Raw genomic sequence first — 18,675 nt, forward strand, 5'->3', positions numbered from 1 at the left:
TCTCCTCTCCCTTCTTTCTCTCTGCTATTAGCGTACTTTCTTTCGTCACCAGCCGATCGCCGCGCCGTCGCAGCGCGGATCGGTGCCCCCCGAACGGATTCCGTTCTCCTCGATCCGGATGGCATGGGCATGGCCGACAATTCCGTCATACTCGCCGACGATTCGCACCGCGTGCCCGGCATTCCTCAGCGCAGAGGCGACTTGTTCGTCCACTCGCGCTTCCAGCTTCAGCTCCTGCGTCTGCTCTCCCCACGTCCTTCCCCATACCCAACGCGGAGCCGATACGGCCTCCTGGGGATCCATTCCGTAATCCACCACTCTCGTGAGGAGCGCCGTCTGCGTCTGCGGCTGTCCTTCTCCGCCTTGCGTACCGTAGAGCAGATAAGGCTTGTCGTCCCTCATCGCCATAGCCGGCATCAACGTATGGAACGTTCTTTTGCCCGGCTCGAGCCGATTGACATGGGACGGATCAAGCGAGAAGAAGGACCCTCTGTTCTGCAGAAGAATGCCGGTCTCTCCGGCGGTAACCGCCGACCCGAATTCGAAATACAAGCTCTGGATAAAAGAGACCGCGTTGCCGTCCCCGTCCACAACCGCCGCGTAGGCCGTATCGCTTCCGACCGGGCTGGTCGATACCGAAGAAGTCCTCTTGCGGTCGATAAGTCCGGCGAGCTCCGCCGCATATTCCTTCGAGAGCAGCTTGGCGAGCGGAACGTCGGCGTATTCGGGGTCCGTCAGATAACGATCCCGGTCGCGGAAGCTGAGCTTCAGCGATTCGATCAGCAAATGGTAATAATCGTACGATCCGTGAGGGATATTCTTAAGGTCGAAATTTTCCAGTATCTGGGCCGCCATAATCCCGGCGAAGCCTTGCGAATTCGGCGGAACCTGGTAAAGGTCATAGCCCCGATAAGAGCCGGTTACCGGTTCGGCCCAATGGCCCGCATGCGCCGCGAAATCCTCGAGCGTCAGCAGGCCGCCGCTCTCCCCGAGAAAGCGGGCGATTTCTTGGGCGATCTCTCCGCGATAAAAGGCGTCTTTTCCTTGACGCGCGATTAACTCCAGCGAGATCCCCAGATTCCGTTGATAAAATCGGCTGCCCGCTTGCGGAACCCGACCTCCCGGAAGATAGATCTCCGAGGTGATGGGCTGCTCCCGCAGAACTTCGAACTTCGCCATGCTGTTCTCGTGCTGATCCGGAGAGAGCGGGAACCCGTTCTTCGCATAGTCGATGGCGGGCTCCAGCACGTCCGCGAACGTCAATTTGCCGTAACGCTTCAGAACGGCGTCCCAACCGTCCGCCATTCCGGGAACGGTGACCGCGCTGGCAGGGCCGCGTTTCGGAATCTCAGGCTCCTTGAACCAGTCTCTCGCAGCCAGCCTTCCCGCTCTTCCGCTCGCGTTATAGGCGGAGACGCCTTCGCTTGCATGATGCATAAGCCAGAAGGAATCTCCTCCCAGGCCCGTCATATGAGGGTAGACAACGGCTAAGCAAGCGCTGACCGCCACGGCCGCGTCGAAGGCATTCCCGCCTTTTAGAAGAATGCGCGCCCCCGCCGCGGTGGCAAGATGATGCGGGCTGACCACCATCGTCTTCGTTCCTGTAATCTGCTTAGACAAGCGCCGTCGACTCCCTTCCTGAAGAAACGTCTTTTTCTAATCCGGGTTGAATTGCGCAAAAAAGGTATCCTAAATTTAATCAAGTTCGCAGACAGGGTCAATTCAATTAATCGGTATTTGACACCATCACAACTGAAAGCGCATTCATGTATGGCAAAAAACAAAAACGGACGAAAGGAGTCCGTTTTGCGCATAGGCTTATTAACTTGCTCTACCTGCCGAAACGATGAGGAACATCGGCCTCCGGGCTTCGTCGGCCATCTCGGGCTGCGCCGCCAGCATGGCCTCGGACGGCATCGGCTCTGCCACCGCTTGGACGAGGAATCCCGCGGAGATTAATCCATTCAAGTAAGTCGAGAGAGTACGGTGATACTTGATGACGTTCTCCGCAAGAAACGAAGTCGTGCGAATCCCTTCCGATTGATAACGGTCCACCGGCCAGAATACCCGATTGCCTTCCCGATCGACGTGCCATTCCTGCTCTTCGCGGGAGGTAAAGACCGGGTGCTCCACCGAGAACAAAAACGTTCCTCCAGGCTTTAGAAGCCGATAGATATTAGAGATAACGTTCTGGTACGACTCGATATAGTGCAAAGCCAAGGAGCTGAGAACGAAATCGAACCGCTCCTCCGGGAAGGAGATCTCTTCTATCGGCAGCCGAATGTATTCAATGGCCGTATCGTTCGTCATGGCGCGAGCCTTGTTTAGCATGTTCTCGGATAGATCCACTCCGATAACGGAGCTTGCCCCCCGCTCCCTGGCATACCGGCAATGCCAGCCGAAGCCGCATCCGAGGTCCAATACGCTCTTGCCTTTGAGGTCCGGCATCAACGATTCAAGAACATGCCACTCTCCCGCCGCTTTCAACCCGTGAACGGAACGAGCCATTTGTTCGTATTGAGCAAAAAAAGCCGGATCGTCGTATTTGTTCTGTTTCATGGTTTTCCCCCCTGGCGGCCTATATCGCGCGAACAATCCCCACCCGAACCTCGGATGGGGATTGGATAGTCAGCTTACCTTATGCTCGATCCGCAATTTGTCCGCCACCATGGCGATGAACTCGGAGTTCGTCGGCTTCGACTTGGCGATGTTGATCGTGTAGCCGAACAGGTGGCTGATGGAATCGATGTTGCCGCGCGTCCAAGCGACTTCGATCGCATGGCGGATAGCGCGTTCGACGCGGGATGGCGTCGTCTTGAATTTCTCGGCGATCGCCGGGTACAGCGTCTTCGTGATGGCTCCGAGAATCTCGATGTTATTGTAGACCATCGTGATCGCCTCGCGAAGGTATTGATATCCCTTGATATGGGCAGGAACGCCAATCTCGTGGATGATGCTCGTAATATTCGCGTCCAGATTCTTCGGCTTGCCGATCGGAACGATCGTCGCGGAGCGCGTGATCGTCGACGAGGAGGAAGCGCTGATGGCCGGGGTGCTGACCGCGGCTCCGGCAAGCTGGCGGATGCGGTTCGCGAGAACGTCCATATCGAACGGTTTCAGTATGTAATAAGATGCTCCAAGCTGTACCGCTCTTTGCGTGATCGTCTCTTGGCCGAATGCCGTCAGCATAATGATCTTCGGCATCGGGGACAGATTCAGCTCCCGCAGTTTCTCCAATACGCCAAGGCCGTCCAGGTGAGGCATGATGATATCGAGGATCATCACGTCCGGAACGATCCGGTTCTCTTCTAACTGGCGGATGACTTCTTCTCCGTTGTAAGCTACGCCTATGACCGTCATGTCATCCTGCTCTTCAATATACTCAGACAACAAGTTAGTGAATTCTCGGTTGTCATCAGCAAGGAATACTTCTATCCGCTGCAAGGTCTGGTCCTCCCTTTCTGTACAGATAAAATTGAGGTCAAGAAACGTTCTATCCGTTTCCTCTGGAATACGAAATTCGACACTTCAGCTTCAATTCCTTCTTAACCGAAAATCTTTTCTTTATTTTTTTGGCAAGATGGAATATAATAAATAATTTTGCTATTTGGCGTGTTTTTCCGCTGAAATTCGACAAAACATCTAAGGCGTTAAATCGCCTTAGATGTTGTCTGAAGAGGCTCGAGCATAATGCCGGCATCCTGAAGCATCCATTCGATGAAGCAGCCGTAACCGGATGTCGGGTCGTTCACGAATACATGGGTTACCGCGCCGATCAGCTTGCCGTCCTGAATAATGGGGCTTCCGCTCATCCCTTGCACGATTCCTCCCGTGCGTTCCAGCAGCTTGGGATCGGTAATCCGGATCACCATTCCTTTGGTAGCGGGGCTGGTCTGCTTGGAGACATGAACAATCTGGATCGAGAACTTCTCTACCTTCTGCCCGTTGACGACCGTAAGGATCTCCGCAGGCCCTTCCTTGACCTCCTCCGCGAACGCGACGGGAATCGGCTCGGAATGCATGGCGTGTTCCGGAAGCTGATCCATCTTGCCGAAGATGCCGAACGGCGTATTGCGTTCTACGTTGCCGAGCGTCTTGCCTTCCTTGACGATCGATGCTCTTTTCTCCCCGGGCTCCCCGTTTTGGCTCTTGGAGATCGACAGGACGTTCGACTGCAGGATTTGTCCGCTTCCTACGACGATCGGCGTCTGCGTATCCATATCGGTTATGACGTGTCCTAAGGCGCCGTAAACGCCTTGGTCCGGAGCGTAGAACGTCAGCGTTCCGACGCCGGCGGCCGAGTCGCGGATATAAAGCCCGAGTCTCCATGCCCGATCCTCTTGGTCGAAGGCCGGCGTCAAGTTCGTCGTAAACTGCTGCTTGCCCCGTCTCACCTCCAACTTAAGAGGAGAACCGGTGCGCCCGGATTCTTCGGCCAATGACGCCACTTTGGTCACATCGTTAAGCGGCTGGCCGTTAATCGCCACGATCAAATCGCCAAGCTTCAGCTTCGCGTCCTCTCCCGGCGAAGACCGCTTGTTCGGACCCGTCTGGACAAGATGATGGCCGACGACCATGATGCCCGCGGCTTTCACCTTCACCCCGATCGTCTGGCCGCCGGGGACGACGCGAAGATCGGGAACGACCTGCAGCTTAACCGTCTTGAACGGAATTCTTCCGAATAGCTTAAGCTTTAGCTCCGTGACGCCGCTTTGCTTCGGAACGATCGATAAGGGCCGATTCAGATTCACCGGAAAGGAAGGGGCTTCTTTGCCGTTTACGACGGCCACGCCGTTATCCAAAGTTCCTCTGGCATGAACCGGCATCGAGTAATCCAGGTGCCTCGCTTGTCCTTGAAAAAGCCGTAATTCATTGGGAAAAGCGGCATAATGACGAATCGGGGCCGAGGTAACGGTCAACCCTAAGATAAAGACCAGTAGCATTCCGAAGCTGCGTCGTATTGAGGGCCAACGGTTCAAAGTCTCACGCTCCCTTACAGTCTCTCCAGTCCGTGTGACGAACCGGCATCGTAACTATAAGGTAACCGTGGCCTCCTTGTTTTATGTTCCCAAAAAGCTTCCTTGAAACGCGAATTCAGGCGTCCTTACGCGTTTTTTTGGCGATTCGCCAGCACCAGCATTTCCTGAGCGTGATGGCGGGTTTTTTCCGTGACTTCCACGCCGCCAAGCATCCGCGCGAGCTCTTCCACCCGATCCTTCTCCGCGAGCTCGCGAACCGAGGTGGACGTACGCCCGTCCGGCGTGACCTGCTTGCGGATCTCGTATTGCCGGTCCGCCATGCAGGCGACCTGAGGCAGGTGGGTTATCGCGAACACCTGGCACTGCCCCGCGAGGCGCGACATCTTCTCCGCGATGGCTTGCGCCGCGCGACCGCTGACGCCCGTGTCGACCTCGTCGAAGACCAGGACGGGGATCTGATCGATTCGGGCGAAGATCGCCTTGAGGGCGAGCATGACGCGCGACATTTCGCCGCCGGAAGCGATCTTCGAGAGCGCCTTCGGAGGCTCACCCGGATTCGGGGAGAGCAGGAATTCGGCCGTGTCCGCCCCGTTCGGTCCGAGGTCTCCGGATTCGAGGCTTACCTCGAACACGGTTCGTTCCATCTGCAGCTCCTTCAGCTCCGTCTCGATCGCGCGCGAGAGAACCTTGGCGGCATCCTTGCGAACGGCCGATAAAGCGGCCGCTTGCTCGGCAAGCTCCGAACGAAGCTTCCGTTCCTGGGTTTCCAACTCCTTCAGCTTTTCTTCCCGGTTGTCGAGCTTCTCGGTCTCCGCCTGAATTTTGTTCTTATAGGCAATAATATCTCCGACGGTCTCGCCGTATTTGCGCTTAAGGCCGTGAAGAAGATCCAGGCGCAGCTCGATCCGCGCCAGCCGGTCGGGATTGAATTCGATGCTGTCCCGGTAATCGCGCAGCTGGAAGGCGGCATCCTCGGCGTTGTAATAAGCCGACTGAAGCTGGTCCACGATCGGCTGAATCGTCGCCGTGTCGTACTTGACGATGTCCTGCAGCCGCGTAATCGCGCGGGACAGCGCGGCCAAGCCCTTGGAGCCGTAAACAAGCTCGTAGGCCTCCGACGCGGATTCCGCCAGCTTCTCGGCGTAGGCGAGCTTGCTTCTCTCTTCCTGAAGCGTTTCGTCCTCGCCCGGCTTCAGCTTGGCGGCCGCGATCTCTTCCAGCTGATAACGGTACATGTCCAACATCTGCATCTGCTGCCTCGACGTATCCTCCAGCTCCTTGCGTTCCCGCACCAGTTGCTGATAACGCTCGTACTTCTCTCGGTAAGCCTCCTTTATGGCGTTAAGGCTGTCTCCCGCGTATTGGTCCAGCCATTCCAGGTGCCTCTCCGAACGAAGCAGGGACTGAGGCTCATGCTGACCGTGTATGTTCACGAGATGCTCGCCGACTTCCCGCAGCATCGTCAGAGTGACGCTCTGCCCGTTGATTCTCGCGTGCGATTTGCCATGCAGCAGCAGCTCCCTGCGAATCAGCAGTCCTTCTTCGCGATTCGCTTGTACCCCCAACTGCGCAAGCGTATTCCAAACGGGATGGTCGTAGGGAAGATCGAACACGGCTTCGACGTCCGCGCGGTCGCAGCCGTGCCGAACCATGTCCGTAGAACCGCGATTGCCGGCCACGAGTCCCAGCGCGTCGATGACGATCGATTTGCCCGCGCCCGTCTCGCCCGTAAGAACATGGAACCCGTTATAGAAGCGCACCGTGATCTGCTCGATTACGGCCAAGTTATGGATCGACAGCTCTTGAAGCATTCTTTTCTCCTCCTGTTCCGCATCGTCAAAGCCCGGGGTTAGCGCACCATCTGTTGGATGCGATCGACGAGAATAGGGCCTTGATCCTTGGATCGGCAGATGAGAAGCATCGTATCGTCCCCGCTGATCGTCCCCATGATCTCCGACCAGTCCATTCCGTCAATAAGGGAAGCGATCGCGTTCGCCGTTCCCGTCATGCACTTGACGACGACCAGATTCTCGGCCGCTTCCGCTTGAACGAAGTGATCCTCCAGCGCGCGCTTCAGCTTCATCGCCGGATTAAAGCGTTGATCCAAGGGCATGGAATACTTGTAGCGTCCGTCGTCCAACGGCACCTTGATCAGCTGCATCTCCTTGATATCCCGGGAGACGGTCGCTTGGGTGACGTTGACTCCTTCCGCCCGCAGCGCCTCGACGAGCTCCTCCTGGGTCTCGATTTCCTTCATTCCGATCATCTCTCGAATTTTCCTCTGCCTCTGGCCTTTCATCCGTCTTCATCCTCCACTTTGAATCGCACCGTATGTATCGATTGTCCTTTGGGATCGGCAATGATGATGCCTTCGCACTCCGGGAACAGCAAGGCGTAGGCGAGCAATCTCTCGCGCAGTCCCGATGCCGTCCACTCGATCGGCTTGCGGGCGCGGTCCATCTTGACCAAGTAATAAAGCTCTTCCTTCTGAACCAAATAATCGAAATACAACCTAGTGGCTTGCATGGGACCTTCGTCGACGGCTACCCCAAGCGGAATGCGATGCTTGCCGGAGAGCACTTCGTAGCCGCACGCTTCCAGCCATTCCACCTGCTCGTCCCGCTCGACCGATCCGTCCTGCATGAGCCTTCTTAACCGCAAGCTCGGCGGCGCGTGCAGCCAGCGAGCGAATTGAAACCAAAGCCACCATAATAGCAATAGAATAACCACCAGAAAAACGAACCAATCTCCGATTTGGCTCACCGGGACGATCCCCTCTCCCTAAGCAGAAGGCCTATCGGCCATTGTAACCTAGTTCGAGGACTTCCCTCCGTTCTCCTCTCGCGAAGAACAAAAAACCGGAGCTGGACGGGGAGAAGCGGTACCGTTATGGACGGGCCGTTCTTCGGCAGCTCCGGGATTGGTTACCCAAGCAAAAACACCTTCGGCGTCTTGGGACGTCGATGCAGCTCAGTAAATCGCGACTTTATGCGTTCTTTAACGCCGAGAAGCTCTTCATTGACGCGAATGGAATAGTTTAGCTTCCGCCTTTGCGGAAGGTAGCCGCGGCTTCTTGAGCCGTACGCTTGGCCAGCTGGGCAAGCTCCTCCTCAACCGGATGGGCGGCTAGCTCGCCCCCCGCGGCAAACCGCCGCCAGTAAGCGAGAAACTCAATGTTGCCTTCCCCGCCCGTAATCGGCGAGTAAGTCAAGCCCTGAAGCTCGAAGCCCAGCTGGCTCGCGAACGTCAGAATCTCCTTGATCACCGCTTCGTGAACGGAGGAATCCCTCACCACTCCCGACTTGCCGACCTGCTCCCTGCCCGCCTCGAATTGGGGCTTGATCAGAGCGACGGTTCCGCCGCCATCCGCGAGAATAGGCGCCAGTGCGGGAAGGATCAGCTTCAAGGAAATAAAGCTGACGTCGATCGTCGCGAAGGTAGGGACGGGGCCCTCCAATTGCTCGGCGGTCACGTTGCGGAAGTTCGTTCTCTCCATAACGCGAACCTTCTCGTTCTGCCTAAGCGACCAGTCGAGCTGGTTGTAGCCGACATCGATCGCATAGACAAGCGAAGCTCCGTTCTGGAGCGCGCAGTCGGTGAAGCCGCCCGTCGAGGCCCCGATATCGAGCATGACCGCGCCGTTCAAGTCGATGGAGAAGTGCCGGATCGCCTTCTCCAGCTTCAGCCCTCCGCGGCTCACATAGGGATGAGGGGCTCCCTTCACCGTCAAAGCCGAGTCGCGCGGGATCTTGGTCCCGGCCTTATCGACCTTCTCGGAGCCGACGAGCACCAATCCCGCCATGATGGCGGCTTTGGCCTTCTCTCGGCTCTCGAAGTATCCCATCTCCACGAGGAGAACGTCCAATCGTTCCTTAAGCGTCGCCGTCATCGCCTAAGTCGCCTTCTGACGCACGCGCAACGCCTTGGAGCGCAGCTCCCCGGCGACATGCTCCGCCGTCAGGCCGGCTTCGACGCGCTGCTCCTTGATGCTGGCGTGCTCGATGAAGAGATCAGGAATCCCGATGAGAGACACGGACACGTTATGGAGATGCTGAAGGGCGTAGAATTCGAGAACGGCGGAGCCGAGACCGCCCGCCACCGCCGTCTCTTCCAGCACGAGCAGCGGGATATGCTCCTGCGCCAGCTCCTGAAGCATCTCTTCGTCGAGCGGCTTGATAAACCGGGCGTTGATGACCCGCACGTTAAGGCCTTCCCTCTTCAGAAGGTCCGCCGCTTCCTCGGCGACCTGCACCATCGGACCGATGGCGAGCACCGCCGCGAAGTCTCCTTCGCGAGTCTTCTCCCACTTCCCGATCGGAAGCGGCAGCGGATTCTCATCCATCGGGACGCCCAGTCCGTTCACGCGAGGATATCGGACGGCGATCGGACCGTCGTCGTAATCGACCGCCGTCTTCATCATCCGGCGCAGCTCGTTCTCGTCCTTCGGCATCATCAGCACCATATTCGGGATATGTCGCAGGAACGCGATGTCGTAGACGCCTTGATGCGTCTCTCCGTCCGGTCCGACGAAGCCGGCTCGGTCGATGGCGAAGATGACGTTGGCGTTATGCCGGCAAATATCGTGAACGACTTGGTCATAGGCCCGCTGAAGGAAGGTCGAATAGACGGCGAACACCGGCTTCATCCCTTCCAAGGCCATTGCGGCGGATAGGGTAGCCGCATGCTGTTCGGCGATGCCGACGTCGAACATCCGGTCCGGGAACCGCTTCGCGAAGCCGAGAAGACCCGAGCCTCCCGGCATGGCCGGCGTAATGGCGACGATCCGCTCGTCCTTCTCCGCAAGCTCGATAAGCGCGTTGCCGAACACCTCGGTATACATAGGCGGTCCGACCGGCTTCACGACCTGGCCCGACTCGATCTTGTACGGCGTAATTCCGTGCCACTTGTGGGAATCCGCTTCCGCCGGGGAGTAGCCTTTGCCCTTCACCGTCAGCACGTGGACGAGAACGGGTCCGTCTACCTTGTCCGCTTGGCGGAGAGTTTCGATGAGCTTCTCCGTATCGTGGCCGTCTACCGGTCCTAAGTACTTCAGGCCGAATTCCTCGAACAGCATTCCCGGCACGACCAAGTACTTGATTCCGTCCTTGAAGCGCTCGGCCGTCTTGGCAAGCTTCCCTCCGACGGCCGGTATCTTGCGCAGGAACGCTTCGAACTCTTCCTTCGCCTTACGGTAAGTCTTATCCGAACGAACCTTGCCCAAATAATTGTGCAGCGCGCCGACGTTCGGAGCGATCGACATCTCGTTGTCGTTCAGAATGACGGTCAGCTTGCGCTTCTCATGGCCGATATGGTTAAGGGCTTCCAGAGCCATGCCGCCCGTGAGGGCGCCGTCGCCGATGACGGCAACGACCCGGTTCTTATCGCCTTTGAGGTCCCGCGCGAGAGCCATGCCCGCGGCGGCCGACAAGGAAGTGCTGCTATGGCCGGCTTCCCATACGTCGTGCTCGCTCTCGGAGCGCTTGACGAAGCCGCACAGCCCGTTCTTCTGACGGAGGGTATCGAAGCGATCCATCCGTCCCGTCAAGATCTTATGAACGTAGGCCTGGTGACCGACATCGAAGATGAACTTGTCTCTTGGGCTGTCGTACAAGTAATGCATGGCGATCGTAAGCTCGACGACACCGAGATTCGGAGCCAAATGGCCTCCGGTTGCCGAAAGCTTCTCAATGAGAAAATGTCTGATTTCTTGAGCCAACTGCGAAAGCTCCGGCATGGAGAGTTTCTTCAGATCAGTTGGACTGTCGATATGATCGAGCAGCAAGTAAGTTCCCCGCTTTCCCCGAATTTGACAAAAGCACACCGTATCCAATATCTCTAAATGAATAAGCGTAGCGGCTCAAGCCAACTTCTTGTGTGCATGCGTTCAACAGAATAATACGCCCATTATATCATAACCGGAAATCAAACCCCAAGCTTAACCCGAAGGAATGGTTCCTTTTTCGACGAAAAGCGATCGTCTTGATCAGGCCATAATGCCTACTTTTCGGCCGCTTCTCGTAAAAACAACGCCTTTCCCGCGAGGCACTCCCGACGGAAACGGCGTTGCGAAGGGGATGCCGAGCGGCTCGCCCGGCAATAAACGACTCAGTGATCTCGCCTCATCATGACGTCCGCAATGTCGGTCAGCAGGTCCGTTCGTTGCAGGCCCGCTTGCCGAATCGCCCTTACGGCTTCGTTCGTCAGCGATCGCACGCGTTCTCGGCTCTCTTCAAGTCCGATGAGGTAAGGATAGGTGACCTTGCCTTGTTTCTCGTCGCTATTCAGCGGCTTGCCCAGCTTCGTCTCGTCGCCGATCAAGTCCAGAATGTCGTCTTGAATCTGGAAGGCAAGGCCGATGTTGCGCCCGAACAGCTCCAGCGCGGCGAGCTGATCCGGCGTCGCTTCCGCCGCATGCCCTCCTGCCCGAAGCGAGCATGCGATCAGATCGCTGGTCTTGTGAAGATGAATGTTCTCCAGTTCTTCCATGGAAGTGATTCCTTGCTCGCCTAGCATATCGTCGGCCTGCCCGCCTACCATTCCAGGCAGCCCGGCAAAGCGGGACAGCTCGGACACGACCGCCAGCACCCGCTCCGCGGGCACTCCCTTCCCCGCCGCCAGGGACGCGACATAGAAGGCGTGGGTGAGCAAGCCGTCTCCCGCCAGGATCGCCATCGCTTCCCCGAACACCTTATGGTTGGTCGGACGGCCCCTGCGGTAATCGTCGTTATCCATTGCCGGCAAGTCGTCGTGGATCAGGGAATACGTATGAATCATCTCGATGGCCGCGGCGAACGGAAGCGCCCGTTGACGCGCTTCTTCCTCGCCGGACACGCTCTCAGCGGCGGCAAGCGCGAGAATCGGCCTGAGCCTCTTCCCTCCCGCGTCCAGCGAATATCGAATCGCCTCGTTCAGGCGAGAGGGCACTCGCCAATGGACGGGAACGATGTCCCGCAGAGCCGATTCCGTCAGATCTCTTAAGCCGTTCATGTAGGTATGAATATCGATCTTCTGAGCCAATCCCGTACCTCTCCTTTATTCCGCTCCCGATTCCTCGCGCCCCGGAGCGAAGGGCTTGCGCTGAAGCCCGTTCTCGTCTTCGACGAGCATCTCGATTCGTCGTTCTACCTGTTCGAGCTTCATGCCGCATAAGCGCGAGAGCGCGATGCCCTCCTGATAAAGCTCGATAGCCGTCTCGAGAGGCACGTCGGTGCTCTCGAGCTGGGAGACGATTCTCTCCAGCCGGTCCATCGCTTCCTCGAAGGTCAGAGCGATGTCTCCGTCTCCCGTCTTGGCCTTCTCCTCCGCTTCCGGCCGTTCGTTAGGGTTGGCCATTCGCGATCTCCTCCTCCTGCAGCGCCCAAACCTGGCAATCCATTCGCCCGTCCCCCAATCGGACTTTGACGATATCGCCGGGCTGAACTTCTTTAATCGTACGGATGAGCGACTTCTCCGTTTCGTCGTATACCAAACTGTAGCCTCTGGACATGATCTTCAGGGGGCTAAGCGCATCCAACTGGCGCACCGCCAATCCGAAGCGTCCTTGCTTATCCCGAAGCGCGTTCTTCATCGCGAGAGTCAACCCTCTCGCGGCCGCGTCCGCGCGTTTTCGGGCATAGGCCGCCTGTTCCGCCGGACTGGCCGCGGCGAGACGCCCTTCCAGCTGGGACAGGCGCTGCCTCGCCCTGGCCGCATGTCCCTCCGCTCGGTACCTTAAGCGTTCTCTCAGCCGGTCAAGCTGCTCCGCTCTCGCGAGCAGCGCTCGCCTCGGCTGAGTGAAGAAAGGAGAACGCGCGGCATGCCGCCAGCGCTCGCGAGACTTCGCGACCGTCAGCTTAAGAGACTTCGCCATTCTCGTCTCCAGCGATTGGAGCTGCTGCCTCAGCTCGGCCGCGTGAGGCACCGCGAGCTCCGCCGCCGCGGTCGGCGTGGCCGCTCGCAGGTCCGCCGCGAAGTCCGCGATCGTGAAGTCCGTCTCGTGGCCGACCGCCGAGATGATCGGGATCGCGGACTTGCGGATCGCCCTCGCGACGGCCTCCTCGTTAAACGCCCACAGCTCCTCCAACGAGCCGCCCCCGCGTCCGACGATCAAGATGTCGGTTTCCGCCAGCCGATTCATCGCGGCGATCGCCTTCACGATGGAAGGAGCCGCGGCCGTTCCTTGTACGGAAACCGGATAAAGGATGACGGGAACGGAGGGATGTCTGCGCTGAAGCGTAATAAGAATATCCCGAACCGCCGCTCCGGTCGGGGAAGTGATGACGCCGATGGCGCGAGGGAACCGGGGAATCGGTCTCTTGAGCCGTTCCGAGAAGAGCCCTTCCTCCTCCAGCTTGCGTTTAAGCTGTTCAAAGGCGAGGTATAAGCTGCCGATCCCGTCCGGCTGCATCGCCGTCACGTAGAATTGATACTGCCCGTCGCGCTCGTAAACCGAGACTCCGCCTCTCGCAAGAACCTTCATGCCATCCTTCGGCACGAAAGGCAGACGCTGGTTATGGGAAGAGAACATGATGCTCTTGAGCCGCCCGCTCTCATCCTTAAGCGTGAAATACATATGTCCGCTGGAATGCCGCGTGAAGTTCGAGATCTCTCCGCGCAGCCAGACGTCTTGAAGCTGGCGGTCTCCCTCCAGCTTCATCTTGATGTATCTATTGACGTCGCGGATGCTAAGCACTCGTGATGGTTCCATCTCTTCGCCTCCGCTCCGCGATATTCGTTGCCGTTAGCTCAAGCCGTGCGTCTTCTTGGCGGCTTTAAGCGTATTGGACATAAGCATGGTGATGGTCATCGGGCCGACGCCGCGGGGAACCGGAGTGATCCAGCCCGCCGTGTCCAGAACGTCCTCGTAATCGACGTCGCCGCACAGCTTGCCGTCCGGCAGCCGGTTGATGCCCACGTCGATGACGACGGCTCCCGGCTTCACCCAGTCGCGCTTGACGAGCTTCGGCACGCCGACGGCGGCCACGAGAATATCGGCTCCTCTCGCCACTTCCGCTAGATTAGGAGTGCGCGAATGGCAGACCGTGACCGTCGCGTTCTCTCTCAGCAGCAGCAGCGATACCGGCTTGCCGACGATATTGCTGCGGCCGATGACGACGGCATGCTTGCCCGCGGGAGCGTTGCCCGTTCTCTTCAGCAGCTCGATGCACCCCGCCGGAGTGCAAGGGAGCAAGGAGTCGTCCCCGATCATCAGGTTCCCGACGTTGATCGGGTGGAACCCGTCGACGTCCTTCTCTACCGAAATGGCGTCGATGACCGGCTTCTCCTCCAGATGCTTCGGCAGAGGCAGCTGAACCAGGATGCCATGGATAGAAGCTTGTTCGTTCAATCGGTCGATCAGAGCGAGAAGCTCCGCTTGGGTCGTCTCGGCGGACAGGCGGTGGACCTCCGAATAGAAGCCGAGATCCTCGCAAGCCTTCGCTTTGTTCCGAACGTATACCTGAGAGGCTGGGTCCTCCCCGACGAGGACGACAGCCAGCCCCGGCCGAATTCCCCGCTCCAGAAGCGATTCGACTTCCGCCTTGATCTCTTCGCGAATCGTATCCGAGATCTTCTTGCCGTCGATTACATGTGCGCTCATGCTTGTTCCCCTTCCTCCGCATTGCTCGCGGCCGGCGAAGCCGGCTCGTCGTTCTTCGACTGCTTCTCCCGAATCATTCGGCCGAGAACGCCGTTCACGAATTTGCCGGACTCGTCGGTCCCGAAGTGCTTGGCCAGCTCGATAGCTTCGTTCACGACGACCTTGGCAGGCACTTCCGTCCGGTACTCGAGCTCATAAGCCGCAAGCCGCAAAATCTGGCGATCTACTCTAGACAAGCGGTCGACCTGCCATCCCGTCAAGAAAGCGGCCAATCGGCTATCCAATCGTTCGCGCTTCTCGGATACTCCGCGGACGAGCTCGCGCGTAAAGGCGTCGACGGCGATTACGCCCTCGACGTCCGCTTCGAGCTCATTGTCCTGACGGATCTCTTCCATCACGGTATCGACGGCCGCTTCGGCCCCTACGCCGTTCATTTCCATTTGGTACAAACATTGCACCGTAATTTCTCTTGCCAATCTTCGCTTCATGAATCCTCCGATCGAGTTCCGAGAACTTTGCTTCCATCCCTTATTTCCTATCCCCGTTTGGAGCTAGCTTCATACCCATCCTTATGCCCTTGGCTCTTGGACGCCCGGATTTGCTCGCGGCGCACCCTTCCTTACCCGTTAGGGCCGGGCTGAAGTTCGAACTATCGAGTCCAAGGCCAGCGATCGTTCATCCATTCCGTCAGCCGTTCCCAACGCACGAGCGGCCCTCGCTTCAAGTCCTTGTTCTTGCCTATGGCGTACCCCACGCCCAAGAGGAGAGCGAAGAAGAGCATGTCCCAAAATCCGCTGATCAAATAGATGATTCCAAGCAGAAATCCCGCCGCTATTCCGACCGAGCGTCCGCCGTAGGTGTCCCACCAGTCTTTCCACATCGGTGGCGTTCCCTCCCTCTATTCCACGCGGCTCTTGTAGGTGGTAGGCGCTTGAGTCACGTTGGCTATGTAGACGGAGACCTCCGATACCGGAATGCCCGTTGTCTCCTGAACGAGCTCGGATACCGTCTTCTGCATCTCTTCCGACAGCGCGGGGATCGGAGTATCTCCGTCCACGAAAGCGCGGATCATGATTTGCAGGCCGGAGTCCGCCGCGCGAACGCGGGCCTTCAGATCCTTCACACCGCGTGTGCGGGAAGCGGCTTTAAGGGCGAGATTCTCCACCGTGTCGACCGAGATGCGAATATCGCCGTGTTCGGTCCGTTGATTGATCGAAGGCGCTTGGCCTCCCGAACGCTTGAACGAGACGATAAAGATCCGAAGGCTCAAGAGAAGCAGGACGACGCCTATCGCGATAACCAACGTTTGAACGAGGGCGTCTTCCCCGATAATATCGTCCACGGCATTTTTGAGCCAATCGGCATCGAAGCCTCCCGCGGCCATCACGATCGCGAATACGGATGCCGCTCCGACCGCCAAGCTGTACACGAACAAGAGCAGCCTGTCCATTACTTTGATCAACTTGAGTCTCCTCCAGTCCTGGCCAGCACGAAACTCTGGCTTCCTATCAACCCTGCATGATGGAGAAAAAGCGCCTAACAGCCGACCCTCGCGAGGAATCGGCCGTCACGCGCCGGCAGTCGCAAGCCGAAATGGGCGTCCGCCTTGAATGTCTCCTAAGCGGATGCTTTATCGAACACGCGCATGCGTCTCTTCTTCTTCTATCTTCTCGGCAGCCTTGAAGTGCACGTCGTGAATCTGCACGTTCACTTCCACGACGTTAAGACCCGTCATGACCTCGATCGAGCGCTTCACGTTGCGTTGAATTTCCGAAGCGATCTCCGGGATTCTTCTGCCGTATTCTACGATAATGTTGACGTCGACGGCCGCTTCGCGTTGGCCGACTTCCACCTTCACGCCCTTGGACAGATTCTTGCGTCCGAGAAGCTCCGCGATGCCGGAAGAGATGCCGCCGCTCATTCCCGCTACGCCTTCGATCTCGACTGTCGCCAAGCCCGCGATAACTTCAATGACTTCCGGAGCGATCTGAATGGTTCCCATCTCGGTCCTTTCGTAATCGGGTACCAATGTTTCCATTCTTCAATCCACCTCCTTGATTCCGATAGAGCCGCGCCAGAGCGGCTAATCCGATTCTAATTCATACTATAGCATTGCCGCAGATTTATGACAAACTCCTTCGGACTTGCTTACTCTTCTTCCGAGATATAAGGAGAATTGATGTCATGCTCTTCCAAGAACTTGATATCGAAGGTCCCCTTGTGGAAAATCGGATGCTCGAGCAGCTTCAGATGGAACGGAATCGTCGTCTTGACGCCTTCGATCACGAATTCGCTCAGCGCGCGGCGTCCGCGAGCGATCGCCTCCTCGCGGGTCGGAGCCCACACGATCAGCTTCGCCACCATGGAATCGTAGTGAGGCGAGATCATGTATTGAGGGTAAGCGCCGCTGTCGACCCGTACTCCGGGTCCGCCGGGAGGAAGATAGAAGCCTATTCTTCCGGGCGAAGGCATGAAATTGCGGTCCGGATCTTCCGCGTTGATTCGGAATTCGATTGCCGCTCCTTCGAACTTCACCTGTTCCTGCGTAAAGGACAACGGATTGCCTTCCGCGATGGAGATCATTTCTTTGATCAGGTCGATATTCGTAACCATTTCGGTGACCGGGTGCTCGACTTGAATCCGGGTGTTCATCTCCATGAAGTAGAATTGGCCGTCCGGACCGAGCAGGAACTCGATCGTGCCGGCGCCGGAATAGTTCACGGCTTTGGCCGCGCGGACCGCGGCTTGGCCCATCCGCTCGCGCAGCGCCGGCGTCATGACCGGGCAAGGAGCTTCCTCGACGAGCTTCTGGCGGCGGCGCTGCACGGAGCAGTCGCGTTCGCCAAGATGGCACACGTTGCCGTGCTTGTCGGCGATGACTTGGATCTCGACGTGCTTCATCCCGGTCAGGTACTTCTCGAGGTAGACGCCGGCGTTGCCGAACGCCTTCTCCGCTTCCTGCTGGGCCGTCGTGATCTCGCGCACGAGCATCTCTTCGTCGTCGGCCAGCCGGATTCCCCGGCCTCCTCCGCCCGCCGTCGCCTTGATGATGACGGGATATCCGATCTCCCTGGCGATTCGCACGGCTTCGTCGATGTCCTCGATCAGCCCGTCCGAGCCGGGAATGACCGGAACGTCGGCTTCCTTCATCGTCTGCTTCGCGACCGATTTGTCGCCCATGCGGGAGATCGCCTCGGCGGACGGCCCGATGAAGGCGATGTTGCAGCTCTCGCTGATCTCCGCGAAGTCCGCGTTCTCGGACAGGAAGCCGTAGCCCGGATGGATGGCGTCGCATTCCGTCAAGGTCGCGACGCTCATGATGTTCGTAAGGTTCAGATAGCTGTCTTTGGAGGCTGTGGGACCGATGCAATAGGCTTCATCGGCCAAGCGTACGTGCAGCGATTCGCGATCGGCTTCGGAATAGACGGCAACCGCCTGAATTCCCAGCTCGCGGCAGGCGCGAATGATGCGAACCGCGATCTCTCCGCGATTGGCCACCAAGATTTTGTTGATTTTCAAGAGCTGAAATCCTCCTTTGTTGGAACCGGCGCATGCAATGGCCCAGTGCGTTTGGCTATTATTCCGGTTTAACGAGGAACAACGGCTGGCCGTATTCGACGAGCTGGCCGTTCTCGGCCAGGATCTCGACGATCTCGCCCTTGACTTCCGCTTCGAGCGGATTCATCAGCTTCATGGCTTCCAGAATGCACACGACGGTCTTCTCGGTGACGCGGTCTCCCGTGTTGATGAATGGAGGCGCGTCCGGAGAAGGAGCGCGGTAGAACGTACCGACCATCGGGGAGACGATCGAATGCAGGCCTGCGCGGCTGTTCGCTTCGCTCTTCGATTCCGCTTCGGGCGCCGGAGAGGCCGGGGCGGCGGCGATCGCTTGAGGAGGCGCTTGCACGTATGTATGCGCGACAGGCGCGGATTGCACGTTCACGACTTCCGTCTTGCCCGGCTTGCGAATCGCAAGGCGCGCGCCTTCGTTCTCGATCTCTAGCTCATGTACGGAAGTTTGATCCACTAATTTAATCAATTCTTTAATCTCGCTTAACTTAAACATATGTTCGGACACTCCTTGGTTTCGGGGGTTCCCCGTCTTCGGCATCTACTATC

19 protein-coding genes are annotated in these 18,675 nt (G+C 58.0%); all 19 read right to left on the minus strand.

From position 1 onward, the window contains the following. Positions 1 to 45: 45 nt before the first annotated feature. The gene (gene ggt / locus H7B67_RS15430; protein ID WP_185120867.1) at positions 46 to 1,590 is read right to left on the minus strand and encodes a gamma-glutamyltransferase; all 1,545 of its coding nucleotides are present in this window, start codon (positions 1,588 to 1,590) and stop codon (positions 46 to 48) included. A gap of 231 nt (positions 1,591 to 1,821) precedes the next feature. Continuing rightward, positions 1,822 to 2,559 carry a class I SAM-dependent methyltransferase gene (locus H7B67_RS15435; protein WP_185120734.1) on the minus strand — a complete coding sequence of 246 codons (738 nt, stop codon included), beginning with the start codon at positions 2,557 to 2,559 and terminating at the stop codon, positions 1,822 to 1,824. Between the two features lie 69 nt (positions 2,560 to 2,628). Continuing rightward, positions 2,629 to 3,444 carry a sporulation transcription factor Spo0A gene (spo0A, locus tag H7B67_RS15440; RefSeq protein ID WP_185120735.1) on the minus strand — a complete coding sequence of 272 codons (816 nt, stop codon included), beginning with the start codon at positions 3,442 to 3,444 and terminating at the stop codon, positions 2,629 to 2,631. 206 nt (positions 3,445 to 3,650) lie between these two features. Next, a complete protein-coding gene (gene spoIVB, locus H7B67_RS15445) occupies positions 3,651 to 4,979 on the minus strand; it encodes a SpoIVB peptidase (RefSeq protein ID WP_185120736.1) in 1,329 nt (442 codons plus the stop codon). 125 nt (positions 4,980 to 5,104) lie between these two features. Then, positions 5,105 to 6,790: a DNA repair protein RecN gene (gene recN / locus H7B67_RS15450; protein WP_185120737.1), complete on the minus strand. Its 1,686-nt coding sequence runs from the start codon at positions 6,788 to 6,790 to the stop codon at positions 5,105 to 5,107. A gap of 38 nt (positions 6,791 to 6,828) precedes the next feature. After that, positions 6,829 to 7,278 carry a transcriptional regulator AhrC/ArgR gene (ahrC, locus tag H7B67_RS15455; protein ID WP_185120738.1) on the minus strand — a complete coding sequence of 150 codons (450 nt, stop codon included), beginning with the start codon at positions 7,276 to 7,278 and terminating at the stop codon, positions 6,829 to 6,831. Then, a complete protein-coding gene (locus H7B67_RS15460) occupies positions 7,275 to 7,742 on the minus strand; it encodes a hypothetical protein (RefSeq protein ID WP_185120739.1) in 468 nt (155 codons plus the stop codon). Before H7B67_RS15460 ends, ahrC begins: the two co-directional genes overlap by 4 nt. Before the next feature lie 274 nt (positions 7,743 to 8,016). Further along, positions 8,017 to 8,868, minus strand: coding sequence for a TlyA family RNA methyltransferase (locus H7B67_RS15465; RefSeq protein ID WP_185120740.1), 852 nt, complete (start codon positions 8,866 to 8,868; stop codon positions 8,017 to 8,019). Positions 8,869 to 8,871: 3 nt separating this feature from the next. Further along, entirely contained in the window at positions 8,872 to 10,761 is a 1,890-nt protein-coding gene (gene dxs, locus H7B67_RS15470) for a 1-deoxy-D-xylulose-5-phosphate synthase (RefSeq protein WP_185120741.1), read from the minus strand. Positions 10,762 to 11,084: 323 nt separating this feature from the next. Beyond that, positions 11,085 to 11,996, minus strand: coding sequence for a polyprenyl synthetase family protein (locus H7B67_RS15475; RefSeq protein WP_425353899.1), 912 nt, complete (start codon positions 11,994 to 11,996; stop codon positions 11,085 to 11,087). Between the two features lie 15 nt (positions 11,997 to 12,011). Then, positions 12,012 to 12,311: an exodeoxyribonuclease VII small subunit gene (gene xseB, locus H7B67_RS15480; protein WP_185120742.1), complete on the minus strand. Its 300-nt coding sequence runs from the start codon at positions 12,309 to 12,311 to the stop codon at positions 12,012 to 12,014. Continuing rightward, positions 12,298 to 13,665: an exodeoxyribonuclease VII large subunit gene (xseA, locus tag H7B67_RS15485; RefSeq protein ID WP_185120743.1), complete on the minus strand. Its 1,368-nt coding sequence runs from the start codon at positions 13,663 to 13,665 to the stop codon at positions 12,298 to 12,300. The genes xseB and xseA overlap by 14 nt, the downstream gene beginning before the upstream one ends. A gap of 33 nt (positions 13,666 to 13,698) precedes the next feature. Then, complete coding sequence (folD, locus tag H7B67_RS15490; RefSeq protein ID WP_185120744.1) at positions 13,699 to 14,556, minus strand: bifunctional methylenetetrahydrofolate dehydrogenase/methenyltetrahydrofolate cyclohydrolase FolD; 858 nt, start codon at positions 14,554 to 14,556, stop codon at positions 13,699 to 13,701. After that, positions 14,553 to 15,044, minus strand: a complete 492-nt coding sequence (gene nusB, locus H7B67_RS15495; protein WP_185120745.1) for a transcription antitermination factor NusB — start codon at positions 15,042 to 15,044, stop codon at positions 14,553 to 14,555. Before nusB ends, folD begins: the two co-directional genes overlap by 4 nt. Before the next feature lie 161 nt (positions 15,045 to 15,205). After that, positions 15,206 to 15,436: a DUF2273 domain-containing protein gene (locus tag H7B67_RS15500; RefSeq protein ID WP_185120746.1), complete on the minus strand. Its 231-nt coding sequence runs from the start codon at positions 15,434 to 15,436 to the stop codon at positions 15,206 to 15,208. An 18-nt stretch (positions 15,437 to 15,454) separates the two neighbouring features. Further along, positions 15,455 to 16,018 carry an alkaline shock response membrane anchor protein AmaP gene (gene amaP / locus H7B67_RS15505; protein WP_185120747.1) on the minus strand — a complete coding sequence of 188 codons (564 nt, stop codon included), beginning with the start codon at positions 16,016 to 16,018 and terminating at the stop codon, positions 15,455 to 15,457. Positions 16,019 to 16,186: 168 nt separating this feature from the next. Then, positions 16,187 to 16,594: an Asp23/Gls24 family envelope stress response protein gene (locus H7B67_RS15510; RefSeq protein ID WP_185120748.1), complete on the minus strand. Its 408-nt coding sequence runs from the start codon at positions 16,592 to 16,594 to the stop codon at positions 16,187 to 16,189. 110 nt (positions 16,595 to 16,704) lie between these two features. Further along, complete coding sequence (accC, locus tag H7B67_RS15515) at positions 16,705 to 18,075, minus strand: acetyl-CoA carboxylase biotin carboxylase subunit (RefSeq protein ID WP_185120749.1); 1,371 nt, start codon at positions 18,073 to 18,075, stop codon at positions 16,705 to 16,707. A gap of 58 nt (positions 18,076 to 18,133) precedes the next feature. Further along, positions 18,134 to 18,622: an acetyl-CoA carboxylase biotin carboxyl carrier protein gene (gene accB / locus H7B67_RS15520; RefSeq protein ID WP_185120750.1), complete on the minus strand. Its 489-nt coding sequence runs from the start codon at positions 18,620 to 18,622 to the stop codon at positions 18,134 to 18,136. Between the last annotated feature and the right edge of the window lie 53 nt (positions 18,623 to 18,675).

Source organism: Cohnella thailandensis (genome assembly GCF_014212135.1).
Classification (GTDB): Bacteria; Bacillota; Bacilli; order Paenibacillales; family Paenibacillaceae; genus Cohnella; species Cohnella thailandensis.

Coding starts and splice junctions, on each gene's coding strand:
- ggt (WP_185120867.1), bottom strand. CDS start 1,590: ATGGTGGTCAGCCCGCATCATCTTGCCACCGCGGCGGGGGCGCGCATT.
- H7B67_RS15435 (WP_185120734.1), bottom strand. CDS start 2,559: ATGAAACAGAACAAATACGACGATCCGGCTTTTTTTGCTCAATACGAA.
- recN (WP_185120737.1), bottom strand. CDS start 6,790: ATGCTTCAAGAGCTGTCGATCCATAACTTGGCCGTAATCGAGCAGATC.
- ahrC (WP_185120738.1), bottom strand. CDS start 7,278: ATGAAAGGCCAGAGGCAGAGGAAAATTCGAGAGATGATCGGAATGAAG.
- H7B67_RS15465 (WP_185120740.1), bottom strand. CDS start 8,868: ATGACGGCGACGCTTAAGGAACGATTGGACGTTCTCCTCGTGGAGATG.
- xseB (WP_185120742.1), bottom strand. CDS start 12,311: ATGGCCAACCCTAACGAACGGCCGGAAGCGGAGGAGAAGGCCAAGACG.
- xseA (WP_185120743.1), bottom strand. CDS start 13,665: ATGGAACCATCACGAGTGCTTAGCATCCGCGACGTCAATAGATACATC.
- folD (WP_185120744.1), bottom strand. CDS start 14,556: ATGAGCGCACATGTAATCGACGGCAAGAAGATCTCGGATACGATTCGC.
- nusB (WP_185120745.1), bottom strand. CDS start 15,044: ATGAAGCGAAGATTGGCAAGAGAAATTACGGTGCAATGTTTGTACCAA.
- H7B67_RS15500 (WP_185120746.1), bottom strand. CDS start 15,436: ATGTGGAAAGACTGGTGGGACACCTACGGCGGACGCTCGGTCGGAATA.
- H7B67_RS15510 (WP_185120748.1), bottom strand. CDS start 16,594: ATGGAAACATTGGTACCCGATTACGAAAGGACCGAGATGGGAACCATT.
- accB (WP_185120750.1), bottom strand. CDS start 18,622: ATGTTTAAGTTAAGCGAGATTAAAGAATTGATTAAATTAGTGGATCAA.